Here is an 18,962-nt window from a genome sequence, read left to right on the forward strand (position 1 = left end):
TTAGAGAAAAGGTAATCGAATTCTTAGAAAGTCACTCTTGGAAAAATGAGGAATTCAAAAATATCCTAACAGATAATTTTCAAATTATTAAACCTAATTTTTCGGGATCCTATTTGTAATGAGTATATTAACAAATTAAAACAAGTGGCAGAAATCTCAAGCTCTGCAAATGATATGAGAGAAAATGTATTGATTGATTATTCTAAAACATTGCCACCAACAGAAACTGCTATTGCTTTTATCAAAAATGAAGTAAAAAAGTTATTGTAAAAAAAAGACTCCTAATAAGGAGTCTTTTCTTCTTTTTCAATGTGACTTTCCCAATTAAAAATTGAGTAACAACTCAATTTTATACTTTATAAACTTAATTAAAATATATTTTAGAAGCGCCTAAACCTACTGGTGAAGTATAAATTTCTTGCTTTGAAGACAAATCTGTAACAATTAATTTACTTAAAGAAGTAAAATTATAGCTTACTGTGTATAAGTTATTATCTTTTACTGCCATACCATAAATACTTCCTGTAGAAATACCATCCGTTGCAAGCATAGTGTCAGATTCATTGATCGAAAAAACAGTTTTTTCTGATCCCATATAATAATAAACGTTTCCATTATTATAAGAAAGCTGGGTGGCTCTCTCATTATCATTAAAAGTAATTTCTTTAGTTACCGTATTATCATTTACATTGATAAATGAAATTGAAGAAGTAGTACTTGTTAAGACAGCATAATCTGGAGCACCTCCATAGGATAAAGGTCTTCCTTCAGAAAGTACAATTAAGTTTCCTGCAACATCAAATAACAACTCATCTGGATTGTCTTTTACTATAATTTTTGCTACTGCATTATTTGCTGATACATCTACTACAGAAATAATGTTATTAGAAGTAAAAGCACCTTTATGAGAAACATATAACTTGCTATTTTTAGCAACAATTCGTTCTACTCCGTTATCTAAAGAAATCTTTGTACTTTCTATTGTGTTGGTTGATACATCAATCACAGCCAAATAATCATCTGTTGTATCTGAACCACTTCCCCAATTTGTTACATATCCTTTGCCATTCGCAAATGCCATATACCTAGGGTTGCTTAATCCAGTTCTAATCTCCGTTACCTTCTTAAAAGTAAATCTATCTACCACTACAATTGTGTTTACATCGTTTAAAACAACATACGCTTCTGTATCTGTAAAAGCGATAGATTGCACTAAACCACCCAATTGTGCATTGTTAACACCTGTATACATAAAATTTGTTGCCAGCCTGTTTAAATCATTATTTACATAAGAAATAGAGCCATCTTTATTACCAAAAGCACCTTCTGCGCTTACAATAAGACCGTTATCGTATCTACCAGATACTTCAGGTATTTCTGCTGTTTCATCATTACATGCAGTAAAAACTAAACTCAATAAGAATAGTTTAAAAATTGATTTTGTAATCTTCATTCGTTTTAAAATTTATAGTTTATGTTCATATTAAAATTGCTACCTGGCATAGGTCGTAAATTCGAAAAATAATACACTTCGTTAAAAATGTTATTTACTTTTATGCCGATTAGTAGTTTTTTGTGATTGTGCTGATAGACTTCAAAATCTGCACCTATATTGGTTACGCTTAAAGCGTTTAATGAATAAAAGTCAATATTAATTTCGTTTGTGTATACTTTACTTTGATATAAGTTTTGCACAAAAAAAGTTGCTTTCTTATAGGTATAATCTAAATTAAAGTTCATCAGCTGTTTAGGCGCAAAAGGTAAAAAGGTATCCGTTTCTTTGTTTTTTGCGAGTGTAAATGTGTAGTTCATTGTAAAATTAAAAAAATGCGCCCCAATTTCTTTTGATAAATTCATGAAAGTTTCAATTCCTTGATGCACAACATCACCAACATTTCTAGGTCTCCATAAATTTGATGCTGCAGTTGGTAACCATAAAATTTTATCGTTCAAATGAATATAAAAAAGAGAGGTTGTTATTTCTATATTTTTTTTCTTGTAGCTTGCTCCTATTTCCCCTTGAATAGAACTTTCTGGTTTTAAGTCTAAATTACCCACTATTGGCCAGTACAATTCATTAAAAGTAGGCACCCTATAATTGGTAGATATATTTGTTTTTAAAATAAGATTATCTGTAATTTCTTGCTCCGCAGCTGCAGATACTACTAAAGGTACTTTAAAATCTGAATTTAATTCTTTTCTAACACTCGTTGCAATTGTTAATCTCTCTGATGGCTTGTAGGTAACTTTTGCTAAAGCAGCAAAAAAGGTTCTTTCTCTGGCTATAATTTCATTGGTTGTTCCGTTATTACTGTCATAAATAAAGGATGAAGAAATTTTTAAGTAATTAGAAAAACGATATTTTAAATTATAATTTATGTTATAATTTTTAGATTTTCCGAATGTAAATTCTTCTGCATTTTTATCATCATAATACCGATACTCTTGCATTAAATAAGCTACATTTAATGTTTGTGTAAAATTGGAGAAAGAATATTTCCATTTTAATAAGTTTCTTTGATTAAAATCTTCATTTCTTTCGCTACCAGCCGCAGGGTTTGGTAATCCGTCAGAGAACAAACGATCTCCGTAATATCCTGTTGAATAAAAATAAAGCTTGTTTTTGTGAGAAAATTGGTACCCTAGGCTAAAGTTTAATCCGTAATTTTTATAAACACCATTATCGTTTTTTAATAAACTACCATCATTATTCTTATATCTCTGGTCTATAAACGTGTAATCATTATCAGAATAATTTACAGTAGAAGCAAATTTTAGAGCCCATTTACCTGTACCAATATTCGTTTTAAAAAAATTAGAGGTTGTATTAAAACTTCCATAAGATGAAAAAAGATGAAAATCTTTGTGTTCATTAAAAGTCAGATTATCTTTTAATTCTACAGTTCCGCCAATTGCTCCAGAACCAGATTCAACACTATCACCCCCACTGTTTACAATGATTTCATCAGAAATACTTGCAGACAAAGAATTAAAGTCCGTTTGCCCGCTACCGATAGCGTTTATAGAAATTCCGTTCCATAGAACAGCAGTATTAGATGCAGATGTTCCTCTAAAACGTGCAGTGCTTATGCCGCCGTTTCCATAATCTCTTAAAGCAATGGGACTGTTATATCTTAATAAATCTGTAAGGTTTGTAGGATTTTTAATAATTTGACTAGTGCCAATTTTTACCTGTTTTTTTCCAATAAAATTATGTTGTTGCTTTTTAGCACCAATAATGACTACTTCTTTTAATTGATTTGAAAGCGAATCTTTTTGAATCATTTTCTTCTGCGCAAAAACATTGTTTGCACAGAAAATAATAGACAAAATAAAGATGATAATATACCTCATAATCATATAAACTTTTTTCCCGAAAGTTTTATTAGATTTATAATTGAGGCAGGTCTCCTGGCTTGTTTTCTGTTATTAGACCTTCCCATTCTTACTAAACTTACTGTAGTAATTGAACAGTGGTAAAAGAATTAATAACAGCTCTTAAAAGAGGTTTCGAAAACATATCGAAACAAACTTACAGTTGCGGGAACAGCTTTGGTTTTTAACCAAATTCCCTTTTAATCTGTTCTAAAATAAAACAGAACCTTAATTATCGGCAAATGTAATTTTAAAAATTACTTTACGACTACTAATTCATTATAATTTGTGAATTTCTTATTTAAATCTTCAGAAACTTCAAAATAATCAGGATGAATCATTTTAGCCAAACATTCTATTCCGTTTACCAAAGTATCTGCAGAAGACTGTGTAAACATGTCAAAATCGGCAAGATACACTTGGCCGTTTTGAACTGCTTTTAAAGCGCTCCATTCTGGTTTTTCTTCTAGAAACTTCATATCTTCTAAAGTTCTAGAGATTTCATAACCACAGGGTGCAATAATCAATATTTCTGGATTGTATTTAACAATTTTATCCCAAGGAATTACAATACTATTGCCAGAAGGATGCGATAATAAATCAATACCACCCGCATATCCTATTTGATGAGGAATCCAATGACCACAGTTAAATAACGGATCAATCCACTCTAACATCAACACACTTTTAGGCTGAATTCTTTTGGCTCTCTGAATATCTATTATTGAATAAATTCGTGCTTTTAGGCTTTCTACGTAAGCAATCCCTACTTCTTTTTTTCCGAGTGCATCGGCTATCGTAATTGCATTCTCAAAAACATCTTCTAAAGAACTGGGTGTAATAGAAATTAACTTGGGTACTTTTGGCAATTTATACGCCGAAGTTGCTACACAAGCTGTATCAATTTGGCAAACATCACAAACATCTTGTGTAAAAATAACATCCGGAGCAATACTTTCTAAAACTGGCTCATCAATATAATAGAGAGTACCACCTTCTGCTTTTGTTTTAGAAAAAATAGTATTGATCTCTTCGCTTGTTAAAACTTGTCCTTCTAGTTTATAACGAACGGCAACCTGTTTTTCTGCCAAAGCAATTTTTGGGCATTCAAAAGTAATTCCGTGTAAATATTCTTGTAAACCCATATCATAAATCATTTGGGTTACTGCAGGCATAAAAGAAGAAACAATCATTTTAATTTATTTTGAATTGCAAATTTACATCCTTTTAAGATATTCTTTCCTTTTTAAAAAAATGTTTCTAATCTTTGTTCCTTATTTAAAAAGTTATGATTCATTATATTTCTGGAGGAGAAAGATCTGGTAAAAGTAGTTATGCGCAGAAAATAGCAGAAGCTATTTCTGAAAACCCTATTTATTTAGCAACTTCTAGAATTTGGGATGCTGATTTTCAGAAAAGAGTTGACAGACATATTTCTGATAGAGATGAGCGTTGGACGACGATTGAAGAGGAAAAAAATATCAGTGGTGTTATTTCTGATAAATCTACGGTAGTGATTGATTGCGTAACATTATGGATTACAAATTTCTTTGTAGATACAAAATATGACACAAAAATAGCTTTAGAATTAGCCAAAAAAGAGATAGAAAAGCTAATAAAGATTGACGCAAATATAATCATTATTTCAAACGAAATAGGAATGGGATTGCACGCAACAACAGAATCTGGAAGAAAGTTCACAGAACTACAAGGTTGGATCAATCAATTTATTGCAAAAAAAGCAGATAAAGCCACGTTTATGGTTTCTGGATTACCTCTAAAATTAAAATAAATATATGATTTCGAAAATCACTCCGTTAAATAAAAAATTAGAAGCAGCCCTTCAAAAAAAAATAGATTTTAAAACAAAACCTTTGGGTTCTTTAGGAATGCTAGAAACTATTGCAATACAAATTGGAAGGATTCAAAATACGTTATCACCAAAAATTATAGCACCAACAATTGTTGTTTTTGCAGGCGATCATGGTATTGTAAATTCTAAAGCTGTTAGTCCGTATCCGCAAAAAGTTACACAGCAAATGGTATTTAATTTTTTAAATGGCGGCGCTGCAATTAATGTTTTTTGTAAACAAAACAACATCAATTTAAAAATTGTAGATGCTGGCGTAAATGGCGATTTTGAAAAAAAAGAAAAATTAATTCAGGCTAAAATAGCAAAAGGAACAAAAGATTTTTATGTAAAAAAAGCAATGACACTTTTAGAGTGTACTTCTGCTCTAGAGAAAGGAAAAGAAATTGTGAAAACCCTGTTTGATAAAAAATGTAATACCATTGGTTTTGGCGAAATGGGGATTGGAAATACTTCTTCCGCAGCACTTTTAATGAGTTATTTTACCAATATTACGATTGAAGATTGTGTAGGGAAAGGAACTGGTTTAGATAATAAGGGACTAGAACAAAAAAAGTTAATTTTAAAAGAAGTGTATGAAAAACATATCATATCTATAAATTCTCCAAAAGATGCTTTAACTGCTTTTGGTGGTTTCGAAATTGTGATGATTACAGGTGCTATTTTAGAGGCTGCTGCTTTAAAAATGACGATTTTAATAGATGGTTTTATTGTAACTGCGGCATTGTTGGCTGCGAATGCTATGGATAAAAATGTATTAGATTATTGTATTTTTACACATACTTCTGGAGAACAAGGGCATCAAAAAATAATAAATTTTTTAAACGTACAACCCGTTTTAAATTTAGGTTTACGTTTAGGTGAAGGAACTGGTGCAGCAGTTGCATTACCTATTATACAATCTGCAACTCAATTTTTAAATGAAATGGCTACTTTTGAAAGTGCTAATGTAAGCGAGGCTTAACTCTATGAAAAAAGAAATTCATTATTTTTTAACAGCACTGTTATTCTTTACAAGAATACCATGCCCAAAATGGATAAATCATTCCGCTGAAATTTTAAATAAAAGCAATCGATATTTTTCTTTAATAGGTATTTTAGTAGGGGCTATTTCTGCGCTTGTTTACTATCTATCTGCGTTTATTTTTACGCTAGAAATTTCTATTATTTTAAGTATGATTGCTTCTGTTTTAACAACTGGTGCTTTTCATGAAGATGGTTTAGCAGATAGTTGTGATGGTTTTGGTGGCGGTTGGACTAAAGAAAAAATTCTATTTATCATGAAGGATTCTCGATTGGGAACTTTTGGTGTTATAGGATTATTTTCAATTCTTATTTTAAAATTTTCAGCTTTACAAACCCTCGCAATTTCAGATATAAATTTTCCGTTACTTCTAATTTCTGGTCACGCTATTAGTCGTTTTATTGCCACGATTCTGCTCTATACGCAACCTTATGTTAGAGACCTAGAGAGTTCTAAAATAAAACCAACAACAACTCAAATGAGTACAAAATCTTTGATCATTTCATTCATTTTTGGAGTTTTACCTCTTTTCTTTTTCCAAAATTATTGGGTATTTCTTTCTCTCATTCCTTTATTATTTACCTATTGGTATTTGGCTCGTTTTTTCAAAAAATGGATTGGCGGTCAAACAGGCGATTGTGCCGGCGCTTTGCAACAAGTTGCAGAAGTTATTTTTTATCTCTCTTTACTTATTTTATGGAAATTACATTAATTAGACACACCACACCCAAAATAGCAAAAGGAATTTGCTACGGGCAATCTGATATTGATATTATTGACACTTTTTTAGAAGAAATTAAACCTATTTTAAAAGAGGTTCCTATAAATAATTTAGAAACTACGTATTATAGTAGTCCGCTTTTGAGATGCAAAAAACTAGCAGAAAAACTTTCTGACACGGTTATTTATGATAATCGATTAAAAGAGTTAGATTTTGGTGATTGGGAATTAAAAAACTGGGATGCTATCAACAAAGTAGAATTAGATATTTGGATGACTGATTTTGTAAATGTTTCTGCCACAAATGGCGAATCTTATATAGGTTTACATGCAAGAACAACAGACTTTTTATCAGAAATAGTGGTACAAAACCATCAAAAAATAGTTATTGTAGCGCATGCAGGAGTTATTAGAAGTTTGAACGCTTTTATCAAAAAAATTCCGTTAGAAAAATCCTTTGATTTAAAACTACAATACGGTGAGATTTTAAAACTAAATTATTAAAATGAGATACTTTTTATCAACCTTAATTATTAGTGTTTTTTTTATTTCTTGTAAAGAAAAACCAACATCTAAAGAGCCTTTAATAGGAGGTAAAAGTTCGGTAAAATACGCCACTGGTTTTGATATCATTACCGAAGGAAATCAAAAGAAATTAATTATTAAAAAACCGTATCAAAACTCAGACAAATCTTTTGTGTATGTACTTGCGAATGCAACAGATGTACTTAATAATATAATTAAAGTTCCTGTAAAAAATATTGTAGTAACAAGTACCACGCACATTGCGATGCTTGAGCTTCTTGGGGCAGAAAATCTTTTAACGGGTTTTCCTCAAACTAGATTTATTTCTTCAGAAAAAACTAGAAAACGGGTTGATAATGGCGATATCATAGAACTAGGAAGCGAGCAAACAATGAACACCGAAAAACTGATAGAACTAGCCCCAGAACTTGTTATTGGCTTTAGTTTAAACGGAAATAATAAAGTGTATAATACGGTTGAAAGAACTGGAATTCCCGTTTTATATAACGGAGATTGGTTAGAAGAAACACCTTTAGGACGCGCTGAATGGATTAAGTTTTTCGGTGTTTTATTTAACAAAGAAAAAGAAGCAGACAGTATTTTCAAATCCATTGAAACTAGTTATTTGAAAGTAAAAGAATTGGCTTTGAAAGCAAAAAAAGTTCCGACAATTATTTCTGGCAATTTGTTTAAAGACGTTTGGTATATGCCGGCCGGAGAAAGTTTTATTGCCAATTATTTTAAAGACGCAAATACCAACTATATATGGAAAAACACCAAAGGAAATGGTAGTTTGCCTTTAAGTATAGAAAGTGTTTTAGATAAGGCACAAGATGCTACTTATTGGATTGGTTGCGGATTATTTGAGAACAAAGAAGACATGTTAAAATCGAATCAATATTATAATTCTTTTACAGCTTTTAATCAAAGTAACATTTATACCTACGCTACAAACAAGGGCAAAACTGGTGGACTTGTTTATTTTGAAAAATCACCAACAAGACCCGATTTAGTTTTAAAAGACATTATAAAAATTACAAATCCTGATTTGCTGCCTGATTATGAACTAGTGTTTTTTGAAAAAATGGAATAAAAAAACCTTCAGCTTAGAGCTGAAGGTTTCATATACTAAATTGGGGGAACTTATTTTATAATACAAAATTAAGTTTTATTTCACTTAAATGAAGGGTTGTAACGGGTAGTTTAAGGGTAGTTTTAAGCTTTTAGCTCCCTAATGAATAGATTCCTCTAGCTTTATAGCCTCTTTTCTACTTTTGATATCTAATTTTTCGTAAATATTTTTTACATGAAATTTAACGGTATTTACAGATATATTTAAAGTGTTGGCTATCTCTTTGTTTGATTCTTGTGAAGTGATAAAGTCGAAAACTTCTCTTTCCCTTATACTTAAATTTTTTAAGATATCTTTTTTTATTTCATCTTTGGTAACAATAGAAATTTGTGCTTGTTCGGTAGCGTATTTTATAATTTCATTTTTCATGAAATAATTAGCGTATCGCAATTCTTTTTCTCTACATAAAACAGCTATCGATATGACGATAATTTGAATCAATCCTCCTATTTTCATATTTGCCGGATTTGTTTCGAATAAGCTATATCCAAAATTTTTCAATACAAAAAAGTCAATTCCAGAAAATAATAACGTCACATAAGCAAATACAAATATTTTGGTATAAATATTATTTTTAAAAAGTAGAATTCCTGTAAACCAATAAATAAAAAGTATTAGAAACACTAAAACATTAATAAATATAAAAATAGTATGAATCCTTAAAAAGAAAAATAATATTGCAAGCAAAGCAAGTAGCAATACTAAAAGATACATGTACCGCTTTAGCTTTGGGTAATAATAATCTAATCTTAAAAAACTGCTTACAAATTTTGATGAAAAAAAAGCTAAAAAAATAATATTCAAAAGAATTATAAAATCAATTATTTGATCATTAATATTAAAAAAATGCCACATACCATCCATTACCGAAAAGCCTGACGATAAAACTGACAATAACAAAGCATAATACAGGTATGCATCGTCTTTAAAAAAATAAGAATAAAAAAAGCAATATATAATTACTAAAAAAGCAAAACCGTAATAAAAACTATTTATTATAAGCTGTATTTTTTCTGAATAATTAGCAACAGACTCTTTTTCTAAACTAAAAGGGTAATAAGCAGCAAATTCAGAATTTACACGAACATAAACTGGTGCGGTTCTATCTAATTTAAAAGCAACATATCTTTCGTTTGGCATTTCTTTGATCTCTTTTGAGTTTTGAAACGCTCTAGATTTATTAATTCTAATATTATTAATCCTAAAAATATACTTTAATTCTGTTTGATATGCAGGTATTTTAAACCAAAAAGTAGCATCAGTCTGTTTTTCTAGAATTACTTTTTCTACAAGTTTAAAATTAACACTTGCTATTGTACTTTCTGAATATTCGTTTTTTATGTCTTTAAAAAAATAGACTTCATTTTGAGCGTGTATAAATGTTGTAAGAAATAAAAAAAATAAGAGTAGTTTATAGCTCATCTAGTCTTTTTTCTAGAGCAACTTCTCTCATATATAAAAACAACGGAAATGTAAAAGCAATGGCAATTAAAAACGTAAACGGAATTAAAACCCACCAATATTTTATTTTTAAGCGTAAAGATTCAGGAATCATAAACGCAAAAAAAGTAAACACAACAACTGTTAAATCTGCTCCAAAAGATTTGCCTGCAAAATTAGATTGTGCATCATTCATAAAATTTAAAAATGAAGGATTCTCTGTAGTTTGAAACCATTGAATATTGTAATACCAAGTATAACAAATTCCTAAAATTGATAATGCTATGTATAGATATTTTAATTTCATAATTCTTTATATAGGTGCCTGCAAGGATAGCAATGCTGTGTTTACTTCAGTATTACTAACCTTGAGGAAGTTTATTTAAAATAGTTTCGTCTGGTTTTCATCATCTATTTTCTTCTGTTCTGCTTTCTTTTTCAAGATGGATTTATACAAAGCAATTTTAGCTTTTTCTTCGGCAGAAAGTTCTTCGTAAACTGGTTTCTTTATTTCTGAAGTTATTATTTCAGTGGGTAATTTATCTTCAATGACTTCTTCTTCTACCACTTCGATTTCTTCTACCGTTTCTTCTTTGGGGGGCAAAAACGGTAAAGACTCTAATAGGTTTACTTGTTTAATTTTTTCAGAAGTAAATTGATTTCCCAGCGCTTTTATTCCTTTAACCGCAATAAACTCCTCTAAATTAACTACTTCATTTTCTAAACTTCTTTTTGAAAATAGCACCTCTGCTATAGGTCTGTAATCGGTTGCTAGAATTACCAATCTACTTTTTGGATGTTCTGATATAAAAATCTCTTCTTTTTCTGTCGTTTCAATTAAAAAACGTTTTATATAATAGCGCTCTTTTTCACCCTCAAAATAAATCGCAGAAATCGGCTTATTTGGTTGCCATTTTTCTAAAACAATCATATCATCTTCAAAATGCATTGTTAAATTTGGTTTTACTGCTTTTACTTTTCCACTTTGTGCAATAATTAATAATTTATCTTCCGCTTTAAATTCTCCTAATAACGCACCTCTGCCATCAACATTTAGACGCTGCACAGCTTCATCAAACCAAATTTTACGTGGTTTTAAAGTTGAGACTCCTTCAGATTTAAAATCGACACTTCTAACTACATATTTCGTAATTATATTACCACGCACGGCTCTACCTTTTACGCCTAAATCTGCAAAATCAATATCCCATTTCAACTTTTTTATACTTCCTACAGAACGTAAATTAATCGTCACAACTTCTGCCTCTCCATTTAAATTTGCAGAAAAATAATGCACCAAAGAACCTTTATTTCCGTTTGTTAAATCGTATTCTTTATCTCTTGTAACAGAGGTAACGTTAAAACGCTTCATATAACTTGGTCCTTTTACACCATCTCGATAGATATAATTGTAAACCGTACGCCTATCTTTCTTTTTAAACACGGCAACATATAAAATATCTTTACCTACAAAAGTTTTAGAATCAATTTTTGAAACCATCATCACTCCATCTTTTCTAAAAATAATAATATCATCTATATCAGAACAATCGGTCACAAACTCATCTCTTTTTAAAGAAGTTCCAATAAAACCTTCTGCCCTATTTACATATAACTTTGCATTATTCATAGCCACTTTTGATGCCTCAATGTCATCAAAAATTCTAATTTCCGTTTTACGCTCTTTTCCTTTTCCGTAGGTTTCTTTTAGACGCTTAAAATAATCAATTGCATATTCAATTAATTTTGACAAATGCTCTTTAACAATCGCTATTTTGGCTTCTAAACCTTCAATAAATTGTTTGGCTTTATCAATATCAAATTTTGATATTTTTTTAATTCTAATTTCTGTTAATCGTGCAATATCTTCATCTGTCACTGCACGTTTTAAATGTTTTATGTGTGGTTGCAAACCTAAATCAATGGCTCTAATTACGCCTTCCCAAGTTTCTTGTTCTTCAATATCTCGATAGATTCTGTTTTCAATAAAAATTCTTTCTAAAGATGAAAAATGCCATTGTTCTTCTAATTCGTTTAACTGAATTTCTAATTCCTTTTTCAGCAAATCGACCGTTAAATCAGTAGAGTGTTTCAACATTTCTGAAACGCCAACAAAAACTGGTTTGTTATTTTCAATGGTACACGCTAAGGGAGAAATTGAATTTTCACAATTTGTAAACGCATATAAAGCATCAATACTTTTATCTGGCGAGACATTTGGTGGCAAATGCACTAAAATTTCTACCTCGGCAGCAGTATTGTCTTCAATCTTTTTAATCTTTATTTTTCCTTTTTCATTCGCTTTTATAATGCTATCAATTAACGATGTTGTGGTTGTTCCAAAAGGAATTTCATTAATAACTAATGTTTTTTTATCAAGTTGTGCAATTTTTGCTCTCACACGCACTTTTCCTCCACGCTTTCCATCTTTATAACCTGTGAAATCTGCAATTCCGCCTGTTAAAAAATCTGGAAAAATAGTAAAACTTCTTCCTTTTAAATACTTGATAGAAGCATCAATCAGTTCAATAAAATTATGCGGTACTATTTTTGTTGATAAACCAACGGCAATTCCCTCTGCACCTTGAGCCAGCAACAATGGGAATTTTACGGGTAAATCTATGGGTTCTTTTCTTCTGCCATCATAAGACATTTTCCAATCTGTTGTTTTCGGATTAAAAACAACATCCAACGCAAATTTAGATAAGCGAGCTTCAATATAACGAGAAGCCGCAGCACGATCTCCTGTTAGGATATTTCCCCAGTTTCCTTGCATATCAATCAGCAATTCTTTCTGACCAATTTGCACCATCGCATCGGCAATAGAGGCATCTCCATGCGGATGGTATTGCATGGTATGCCCAACAATATTCGCTACTTTATTGTAACGACCATCATCTAAATCTTTCATAGAATGCATAATTCTACGTTGTACAGGTTTTAATCCGTCTTCTAAAGAGGGCACTGCTCTTTCTAAAATTACATAAGAAGCATAATCTAAAAACCACTCCTTATACATTCCTGTAACTTTGGTAATGGTTTCTACAGAATCTATCTCATGATTTAACTCATCTGATTGTTCCTCTTGATTATTTAATTCCTCTTCGTGCTCGTTATCGTTTATTTCTTCACTCATTATTGTTAAACGTTTATTCGTTTAAGAGTTTATTGGTTCATTCTAATAAAATCAATTCTAATCGTTCTTTTTTTTGGGCGTTACTTTATCCTGAAGGCATTCAGGGCCAAGTCGGGCTTTCCGTGATATCTTTTTTTCTACCGATAAAAAATCGGAAGAAAAAAAGGATGCCACTCCAATCCCTAACGCAGACATACTTATTAACTATTTTCGTTAATTATGATCATTTTAATATCCTATTTTATTTCTGTCTGTTAAGTTTTCTTTCTTCTCAACCAATTCATCTAAATAAGAAAACACCAGCTCTATATTTTTATCGTGATTATTTAGCTTCTTTTTAATCTCTTCTACCTCCAATCGTAAGCTCAAATTATCACTTAATAAATCTCGCATTTTAGTAAATATTCTAATAATTTTAATATTTACTGCAATTGCGCTGTCACTGTTTAATACACTTGATAACATAGCAACTCCTTGTTCGGTAAAGACCATTGGTGCATAACGTAAACCCATAGTTTCAGAATTGGAGGTGCCAAATTGGCTCCTCCAATTTTGTAATTCGTTTTCAGTCATTTCAAACATAAAATCAGTTGGAAATCTTTCTATATTTCTGCGAACTTGACGTTTTAATTGTTTTGTTTCAACTTTATACAAATCCGCTAAATCCCTATCTAATAGTACCTTTTGATTTCGAATCAAATAAATTTTGTTTGATATAGTTTCATCTGGAATTATACTTTTCTCTTCTTCTTTCATTTTTTATACTCTTGAGAAGATAAATTAAAACCTCAAGATTTTCTTTTTTCAGATCTCATAGGTTTTTAAAACCTGTGAGATCTATATTCAAATCCAATTTTTTTTCATAAACTTTCTAAAAGTCATTTCGAAAACTTGTATTAAGCCTTACCAAATCAAAAGATTTAGGATACGCTTTCTTCCTCTTCTAAAGTATCCAACTCAACCTTTAAATTCTCAATAATAAACTTCTGTCTATCGGGTGTGTTTTTCCCCATATAAAACTGCAACATATTTTCTATAGACATTTCTTTGTCTAACATTATAGGATCTAAACGAATATCATCGCCAATAAAATGCACAAATTCATTTGGCGAAATCTCACCCAAACCTTTAAATCGAGTTATTTCTGGTTTCCCTCTTAATTTACCAATCGCGTCTTGTTTTTCTTCTTGAGAGTAACAATAATAGGTTTCTTTTTTATTACGAACTCTAAATAGCGGCGTTTCTAAAATATATAAATGTCCTTCTTTGATCAACTCTGGAAAAAATTGCAGGAAAAATGTGATTAGTAAAAGTCTAATATGCATCCCGTCTACATCGGCATCTGTTGCAATTACGATGTTGTTATACCGCAAATCTTCTAAACCATCTTCTATATTTAAAGCAGCTTGTAATAAATTAAATTCCTCATTTTCGTACACAATTTTTTTACTCAACCCAAAAGAGTTTAAAGGCTTTCCTTTTAAGCTAAAAACAGCTTGAGTATTTACATTTCGAGATTTTGTAATAGAACCAGAAGCGGAGTCTCCCTCTGTAATAAATAACGTAGACTCTAAATAATTATCTTTTTTAACATCTCCTAGATGAACTCTACAATCCCGTAATTTTTTGTTATGTAAACTAGATTTCTTTGCTCTATCTCTCGCTAATTTTCTAATGCCAGAAAGCTCTTTTCGTTCTTTTTCTGCCTGAACAATTTTTTTCTGAAGCTTGTCTGCAACGTCTGTATTTCTATGTAAAAAATTATCTAATTTTGTTTTTACAAAATCATTAATGTAGGTTCTAACGGTAGATAATTCGCCACCCATTTCTGTAGATCCTAATTTTGTCTTTGTCTGACTCTCAAAAATAGGTTCCATTACTTTAATAGCAATTGCAGAAATAATTGATTTCCGAACATCAGAAGCTTCAAAGTTTTTTCCGTAAAAATCACGAATTGTTTTTACAATAGCTTCTCTAAATGCCGATTGATGCGTTCCTCCTTGCGTTGTGTATTGTCCGTTAACAAAAGAATGATATTCTTCTGAATATTGCGTTTTACTATGTGTAATAGCAATTTCAATATCGTTGCCTTTTAAGTGAATAATAGGATATAACATATCTTCTATATTGTTATTATCTTCTAACAGATCTTTCAATCCATTTTCTGAAAAAAACTTTTCACCGTTAAAAATAATCGTTAAACCGGGGTTTAAATACACGTAATATTTGAGCATTTTTGCTACATACTCATTTCTATATTTGTATTTCTTAAAGATTTCCTCATCCGGTATAAAAGAAACTTTAGTTCCTTTTCTACGAGAAGTTTCTTCTAAAAAATCTTGATTTTCTAAATTTCCTTGGCTAAATTCTGCGGATGCTGATTTACCATCTCTAGAAGATTCAACTCTAAAAAAAGAAGAAAGTGCATTGACTGCTTTGGTACCAACGCCGTTTAAACCAACAGATTTCTTAAACGCTTTAGAGTCATATTTACCACCAGTATTCATTTTAGAAACTACATCCACCACTTTTCCTAAAGGAATTCCACGTCCATAATCTCGAACGGTAACTTTACTTCCTTGAATAGAAATTTCGATGGTTTTTCCGGCACCCATCACATACTCATCGATAGAATTGTCAAGAACTTCTTTTACCAAAATATAAATTCCGTCATCAGCTGAAGAGCCATCACCCAATTTACCGATATACATTCCTGGCCGCATTCTAATATGCTCTTTCCAGTCTAATGACCTGATATTATCCTCTGTATATTTAGTTTCTTGCGTCATGTAATATCTTACTGTAAGTAGGTTAGAATACCTCACAAGATAGTATTATCATCAGAAAAAAGAAATGACTATTGCAATTAGTTATTAACAGGATTTCAACGATTTTTTTTGGCGTTTAGCTTTTCGCTGTTTACTTTTAACTAGTGGCTACTAGCAAAAAGCAACTAACAAAAACACAAAAATCACAATAAAAATCAATTTGTTATATTTTACAACAAATCCATTTTTATTAAACAAATTAACTACTTTTGGTATCTAAATAACAAACAAATCGTGGAAAGAGCACAACTTACAGCATTAGCACATAAATACGGAAGTCCTTTGTATGTATACGATACAGCTAAAATTGAATCGCAATACAACAGATTAACAGATGCGTTTAGCAGCGTCAAAAATTTAAAGTTGAATTATGCTGTAAAAGCACTTTCGAACATTAATATTTTAAAATTTTTTAAAAATTTAGGAGCAGGTTTAGACACGGTTTCTATTCAAGAAGTTCATTTAGGATTGACCACAGGAATTGATCCGAAGAAAATAATTTTTACACCCAACGGTGTTTCTTTAACGGAAATTGAAGAAGTCGCAAAATTAGGCGTTCAGATAAATATCGATAATCTTTCTATTTTAGAATTATTCGGACAAAAACATCCAGAGATTCCTGTTTGTATCCGTATCAATCCACATATTATGGCGGGCGGGAATTCTAAAATTTCGGTAGGTCATATTGATTCTAAATTCGGAATTTCAATTCACCAAGTTCCACATATTAAACGTGTTGTAGAAAATACCGGCATGAATGTTAACGGAATTCATATGCACACAGGTTCTGACATTTTAGATATTGACACTTTTTTACGAGCTACAGAAATTTTGTTTGATGTTGCAAAACAATTTGAAAATATTGATTTTATTGATTTCGGTAGTGGCTTTAAAGTACCTTATAAAGAAGGCGATATTTCTACGGATATTGAGCAATTAGGGTTACAATTATCAGAAAGATTCAATGAATTTTGTGTTGAATACGGAAAAGAAATTACCTTAATGTTTGAGCCAGGAAAATTTTTAGTTTCTGAAGCTGGCGTTTTTTTAGCAAAAGTAAATGTAGTAAAACAAACAACTTCTACTGTTTTTGCACATGTAGATTCTGGTTTTAACCATTTGGTAAGACCTATGATGTATGATTCCTATCATCATATTACCAACATTTCAAACACCACAGGAAGAGATCGTTATTACTCTGTTGTAGGTTATATCTGCGAAACAGATACGTTTGGTTCTAACAGAAGAATTTCAGAAATCTCTGAAGAAGATGTGCTTTGTTTCCATAATGCGGGCGCGTATTGTTTTTCTATGGCTTCAAATTATAACTCGCGTTACCAACCAGCAGAAGTAATGATTCATGAAGGAAAAGATTACTTAATTAGAAAAAGACAAACCATTAAAGATATTTTACATAATCAAGAAGTGGTAGAGTTTTCAACAAATAAGAAAATAAAAAAAGAAGCAATTACCGCTTAAAAGCTTCTAAAAATAAATTATTTTAGCCACGAGTTCACAACTATTTTTTGTGAGTTCGTGGCTAAACTTTTTAAAATACTTTTTGATGAAAATTAGACTTTCTACTTCGGATGATATTCCGAATATTATATCCATTATTGATGATGCAAAAGAATATTTGGCATCTCAAAAAATTAATCAATGGCAAAACGGATATCCAAATAAGGAACAAATTGAGAATGATATCAAAAACGGAGAAAGTTATGTGGTTTTAAATTATGAACACCAAGTGATGGCAACTTCGATGTTTACCACAAACCCAGAACCAACCTATAAAATTATTGATGGCAATTGGATCATCGATGAAACCATAAAATACGGGGTAATTCATAGAATGGCAATTAAAAAAGAATTTCGAAAATTAGGCTTGGCAACGATTTTGTTTGATGAGTTTCATCAACAGTTAAAAAACCAAAACATACAAAGTTTAAAGATTGATACGCATGAAGAAAATATAGGCATGCAGTCTTTAATTAAAAAATTGGGTTATAGCTACTGTGGAATAATTTACACGAGTTATGGAGATAAAAGATTCGCTTTTGAAAAAGTAATTTTGTGAAAAATTGAAACAAATTAATAAATAACTTATTGAAGCTTCTCGATACAATCCCGCCCAAAAGCGGAATCACTCGAAGTGACAGCGTGTTCTTACTTATGCTCGAATTTTACACATGTTGTCACATCGAGTGAAATTCTTTTTTCAAGAATTTTGTATCGAGATGTTTTACATACCTATTTTGTTTAATTCGTTAATTCGTGGCTACCATTTTATAAATATTCCACCGTTAAACAGAACATAAAATGCAACAACGTCAATATATAATTCAACAAACACAACTTTCTTCAAAATTTGTAGAAAAGACAATTAGCTAATAAAATAAAAAGTGATAATACATGCTAAAATATAGATTAAAATATGAGTAACATATCAGTAAGAACAGCATGTCACTTCGAGTGATCTCGCTTTTGGGCGAGATTGTATCGAGAAGTTTTTAGTTAAAAATTCCTAGTTCCTATTTTAAAATATTTCATCCAATTCAAAACATAAAAATGCAACAACTCCAATATATAATTTAACAAACATAATTTTCTTCAAAATCTGTAGAAAAGACAATTAGCTTATTAAATAAAAAGTGACAATACATGCTAAAATATAGATTAAAATATGCGCAACATATCAGTAAGAACAACATGTCACTTCGAGTGATCTCGCTTTTGGGCGAGATTGTATCGAGAAGTTTTTAGCGAAGAGCCAAAATTTCTAGTTTCTATTTTAAAATATTTCATCTAATTCAGAACAAAAAATGTAACTACTCCAATGTATAATTCAACAAACACAACTTTCTTCAAAATCTATAGAAAAGACAATTAGCTTATTAAATAAAAAGTGATAA

General features: G+C 30.6%; 16 protein-coding genes and 1 riboswitch. Of the genes, 8 read left to right on the forward strand and 8 right to left on the reverse strand.

What is annotated here, in order from left to right; genetic code table 11:
• Nucleotides 1–144: 144 nt before the first annotated feature.
• Nucleotides 145–270, forward strand: coding sequence for a hypothetical protein (locus tag ES044_RS19230; protein ID WP_262712453.1), 126 nt, complete (start codon nucleotides 145–147; stop codon nucleotides 268–270).
• Between the two features lie 94 nt (nucleotides 271–364).
• Here the strand turns inward: ES044_RS19230 and ES044_RS07240 are convergent, their stop codons facing one another.
• From ES044_RS07240 to ES044_RS07250, 3 genes are all read right to left on the reverse strand, one after another.
• Nucleotides 365–1,453 carry a YncE family protein gene (locus ES044_RS07240; protein ID WP_147118815.1) on the reverse strand — a complete coding sequence of 363 codons (1,089 nt, stop codon included), beginning with the start codon at nucleotides 1,451–1,453 and terminating at the stop codon, nucleotides 365–367.
• Between the two features lie 5 nt (nucleotides 1,454–1,458).
• Nucleotides 1,459–3,354: a TonB-dependent receptor plug domain-containing protein gene (locus tag ES044_RS07245; protein ID WP_189663235.1), complete on the reverse strand. Its 1,896-nt coding sequence runs from the start codon at nucleotides 3,352–3,354 to the stop codon at nucleotides 1,459–1,461.
• Between the two features lie 29 nt (nucleotides 3,355–3,383).
• Nucleotides 3,384–3,621, reverse strand: a riboswitch (cobalamin riboswitch).
• 11 nt (nucleotides 3,622–3,632) lie between these two features.
• Nucleotides 3,633–4,568: an ABC transporter substrate-binding protein gene (locus ES044_RS07250; protein WP_223269157.1), complete on the reverse strand. Its 936-nt coding sequence runs from the start codon at nucleotides 4,566–4,568 to the stop codon at nucleotides 3,633–3,635.
• A 95-nt stretch (nucleotides 4,569–4,663) separates the two neighbouring features.
• On the opposite strand from ES044_RS07250, the gene ES044_RS07255 reads away from it, so the two are divergent.
• From ES044_RS07255 to ES044_RS07275, 5 genes are read left to right on the forward strand one after another with little or no spacing between them, the layout of a single operon-like run.
• Nucleotides 4,664–5,167, forward strand: coding sequence for a bifunctional adenosylcobinamide kinase/adenosylcobinamide-phosphate guanylyltransferase (locus tag ES044_RS07255; protein WP_147118818.1), 504 nt, complete (start codon nucleotides 4,664–4,666; stop codon nucleotides 5,165–5,167).
• Nucleotides 5,168–5,171: 4 nt separating this feature from the next.
• Nucleotides 5,172–6,209, forward strand: a complete 1,038-nt coding sequence (cobT, locus tag ES044_RS07260) for a nicotinate-nucleotide--dimethylbenzimidazole phosphoribosyltransferase (RefSeq protein ID WP_147118819.1) — start codon at nucleotides 5,172–5,174, stop codon at nucleotides 6,207–6,209.
• 4 nt (nucleotides 6,210–6,213) lie between these two features.
• Nucleotides 6,214–6,981: an adenosylcobinamide-GDP ribazoletransferase gene (locus ES044_RS07265; RefSeq protein ID WP_147118820.1), complete on the forward strand. Its 768-nt coding sequence runs from the start codon at nucleotides 6,214–6,216 to the stop codon at nucleotides 6,979–6,981.
• The gene (gene cobC / locus ES044_RS07270; RefSeq protein WP_189663236.1) at nucleotides 6,966–7,493 is read left to right on the forward strand and encodes an alpha-ribazole phosphatase family protein; all 528 of its coding nucleotides are present in this window, start codon (nucleotides 6,966–6,968) and stop codon (nucleotides 7,491–7,493) included. Before ES044_RS07265 ends, cobC begins: the two co-directional genes overlap by 16 nt.
• Nucleotide 7,494: 1 nt before the next feature.
• Nucleotides 7,495–8,607, forward strand: coding sequence for an ABC transporter substrate-binding protein (locus tag ES044_RS07275; RefSeq protein WP_147118822.1), 1,113 nt, complete (start codon nucleotides 7,495–7,497; stop codon nucleotides 8,605–8,607).
• A 138-nt stretch (nucleotides 8,608–8,745) separates the two neighbouring features.
• Here ES044_RS07275 and ES044_RS07280 read toward each other — a convergent pair whose 3' ends face one another.
• The 5 genes from ES044_RS07280 to ES044_RS07300 form a co-directional block, all read right to left on the reverse strand.
• Nucleotides 8,746–10,068 carry a LuxR C-terminal-related transcriptional regulator gene (locus ES044_RS07280; RefSeq protein WP_147118823.1) on the reverse strand — a complete coding sequence of 441 codons (1,323 nt, stop codon included), beginning with the start codon at nucleotides 10,066–10,068 and terminating at the stop codon, nucleotides 8,746–8,748.
• On the reverse strand, nucleotides 10,058–10,393 hold the full coding sequence (locus ES044_RS07285) for a DUF2834 domain-containing protein (RefSeq protein ID WP_147118824.1): 336 nt from the start codon (nucleotides 10,391–10,393) through the stop codon (nucleotides 10,058–10,060). Before ES044_RS07285 ends, ES044_RS07280 begins: the two co-directional genes overlap by 11 nt.
• Nucleotides 10,394–10,468: 75 nt before the next feature.
• The gene (locus ES044_RS07290; protein ID WP_147118825.1) at nucleotides 10,469–13,222 is read right to left on the reverse strand and encodes a DNA gyrase/topoisomerase IV subunit A; all 2,754 of its coding nucleotides are present in this window, start codon (nucleotides 13,220–13,222) and stop codon (nucleotides 10,469–10,471) included.
• Nucleotides 13,223–13,450: 228 nt separating this feature from the next.
• Nucleotides 13,451–13,978: an ORF6N domain-containing protein gene (locus ES044_RS07295; protein WP_147118826.1), complete on the reverse strand. Its 528-nt coding sequence runs from the start codon at nucleotides 13,976–13,978 to the stop codon at nucleotides 13,451–13,453.
• Between the two features lie 164 nt (nucleotides 13,979–14,142).
• Nucleotides 14,143–16,011: a DNA topoisomerase IV subunit B gene (locus ES044_RS07300; RefSeq protein WP_147118827.1), complete on the reverse strand. Its 1,869-nt coding sequence runs from the start codon at nucleotides 16,009–16,011 to the stop codon at nucleotides 14,143–14,145.
• 273 nt (nucleotides 16,012–16,284) lie between these two features.
• Here ES044_RS07300 and lysA point away from each other — a divergent pair, with 273 nt between their 5' ends.
• Both lysA and ES044_RS07310 read left to right on the forward strand, forming a co-directional pair.
• Nucleotides 16,285–17,529 carry a diaminopimelate decarboxylase gene (gene lysA, locus ES044_RS07305; protein ID WP_147118828.1) on the forward strand — a complete coding sequence of 415 codons (1,245 nt, stop codon included), beginning with the start codon at nucleotides 16,285–16,287 and terminating at the stop codon, nucleotides 17,527–17,529.
• A gap of 85 nt (nucleotides 17,530–17,614) precedes the next feature.
• Nucleotides 17,615–18,127, forward strand: coding sequence for a GNAT family N-acetyltransferase (locus ES044_RS07310; RefSeq protein WP_147118829.1), 513 nt, complete (start codon nucleotides 17,615–17,617; stop codon nucleotides 18,125–18,127).
• Nucleotides 18,128–18,962: the final 835 nt, after the last annotated feature.

The organism is Polaribacter sp. IC066, from assembly GCF_007997085.1.
Taxonomy (GTDB): Bacteria; Bacteroidota; Bacteroidia; order Flavobacteriales; family Flavobacteriaceae; genus Polaribacter.

Excerpts from the sequence above, each read along its gene's own strand:
- ES044_RS07265 (WP_147118820.1), top strand. The coding sequence starts at position 6,214 with ATGAAAAAAGAAATTCATTATTTTTTAACAGCACTGTTATTCTTTACA.
- ES044_RS07240 (WP_147118815.1), bottom strand. The coding sequence starts at position 1,453 with ATGAAGATTACAAAATCAATTTTTAAACTATTCTTATTGAGTTTAGTT.
- ES044_RS07280 (WP_147118823.1), bottom strand. The coding sequence starts at position 10,068 with ATGAGCTATAAACTACTCTTATTTTTTTTATTTCTTACAACATTTATA.
- ES044_RS07290 (WP_147118825.1), bottom strand. The coding sequence starts at position 13,222 with ATGAGTGAAGAAATAAACGATAACGAGCACGAAGAGGAATTAAATAAT.
- ES044_RS07275 (WP_147118822.1), top strand. The coding sequence starts at position 7,495 with ATGAGATACTTTTTATCAACCTTAATTATTAGTGTTTTTTTTATTTCT.
- cobC (WP_189663236.1), top strand. The coding sequence starts at position 6,966 with ATGGAAATTACATTAATTAGACACACCACACCCAAAATAGCAAAAGGA.
- ES044_RS07245 (WP_189663235.1), bottom strand. The coding sequence starts at position 3,354 with ATGAGGTATATTATCATCTTTATTTTGTCTATTATTTTCTGTGCAAAC.
- ES044_RS07255 (WP_147118818.1), top strand. The coding sequence starts at position 4,664 with ATGATTCATTATATTTCTGGAGGAGAAAGATCTGGTAAAAGTAGTTAT.
- cobT (WP_147118819.1), top strand. The coding sequence starts at position 5,172 with ATGATTTCGAAAATCACTCCGTTAAATAAAAAATTAGAAGCAGCCCTT.
- ES044_RS07295 (WP_147118826.1), bottom strand. The coding sequence starts at position 13,978 with ATGAAAGAAGAAGAGAAAAGTATAATTCCAGATGAAACTATATCAAAC.
- ES044_RS07310 (WP_147118829.1), top strand. The coding sequence starts at position 17,615 with ATGAAAATTAGACTTTCTACTTCGGATGATATTCCGAATATTATATCC.
- ES044_RS07300 (WP_147118827.1), bottom strand. The coding sequence starts at position 16,011 with ATGACGCAAGAAACTAAATATACAGAGGATAATATCAGGTCATTAGAC.
- ES044_RS07285 (WP_147118824.1), bottom strand. The coding sequence starts at position 10,393 with ATGAAATTAAAATATCTATACATAGCATTATCAATTTTAGGAATTTGT.
- ES044_RS07250 (WP_223269157.1), bottom strand. The coding sequence starts at position 4,568 with ATGATTGTTTCTTCTTTTATGCCTGCAGTAACCCAAATGATTTATGAT.